Below are 1,087 nucleotides of genomic sequence, written 5' to 3' on the forward strand. Positions count from 1 at the left end.
TCATGAAAAACCCGGGTCAGTTCTCAACGAAAATCAACAAAACAGTCTTTCAATGGCCCCCGCCTGTGTCAGACGCTCGCGGAACAGCCAGACCGTTTTGGCATCCGGCACCCGATCTGAAAGCCCCAGACCAGGGAAGCGCATGAAGGAGAGGCGATCGTTGATCAGATACTCCGTCCGTGCATCGGACAAATTGTTCAGCGTCTGGATCACCAGGATCTTGAACATCAGTACCGGATCAAATGGTGGTCGCCCGCCTTTGCTCCCATCCGAATACGCCAGAGCCTTGTCCAGATCAGGACGGAAGACTTCAAAATCCACCGTCCGGGAAAACGCTTCGAGCTGATCACCAAGCCCGCTCAATCGAGCAAGCCGCTCTTCAACATCAAAGAAGCCCGGCTGCTTCATGATCCATACTCCAATCAACGCAAGGAAAATTCAATCACAGAGCAGACCTCAAAACCAGAGGGTTTTTCGAACCCTCCAGGTGGACCCGTCCGTTCGGACAGTTTTGTGGGCCTGATAAGCTATAGCCGGTTGTTGTCATGCCGCCAGATTGACGGCGTTGCTGTTGGCCATGGGATCCGGGGTTAACCCCGGATCCCATGGTGTCGGCGTGTCATGATACGCCTCATCGGGCGTTCGTCCAGCCAGTGCCGAATGCGGACGCTGTCCGTTGTAATGCGAGATCCATCCGGCAAGCCCGGCCCGTAGCTCCGATCCGGTCTCGAACGCATGCCGGTAAACGCATTCGTATTTCAGCGATCGCCACAGGCGCTCGATGAACACGTTGTCCAACCATCGGCCGCGCCCGTCTATGCTGATGCGGATCTGTCTTTTCTCCAGCACTTCCGTGAACCGGGGTGTCGTGAATTGCGAGCCTTGGTCCGTATTGAATATCTCCGGTGCGCCGTAGCGGATCAGAGCCTCCTGCAGCGCCTCGATGCAGAACTCGGCATCCATCGTGTTCGACAGCCGCCAGGACAGCACCTTGCGCGTCGACCAGTCCATGATCGCCACGAGATACAGCAAACCCTTGCGCATTGGGAGTAGAGTAGGAAGCGCATATGCGCTTCCCCTCTCCGAA

The 1,087-nt window shown here is 56.4% G+C and carries 1 protein-coding gene and 1 pseudogene; both read right to left on the reverse strand.

What is annotated here, in order from left to right:
* Positions 1-39 precede the first annotated feature (39 nt).
* Positions 40-411: pseudogene (locus AD944_RS00275) on the reverse strand (transposase); the annotation flags it as partial.
* 132 nt (positions 412-543) lie between these two features.
* Positions 544-1,087 (reverse strand): IS3 family transposase (locus AD944_RS00280; protein WP_156477212.1); only part of this gene is annotated, 544 nt, incomplete at its 5' end.

It is taken from the genome of Acetobacter tropicalis (genome assembly GCF_001580915.1).
GTDB lineage: Bacteria > Pseudomonadota > Alphaproteobacteria > Acetobacterales > Acetobacteraceae > Acetobacter > Acetobacter tropicalis.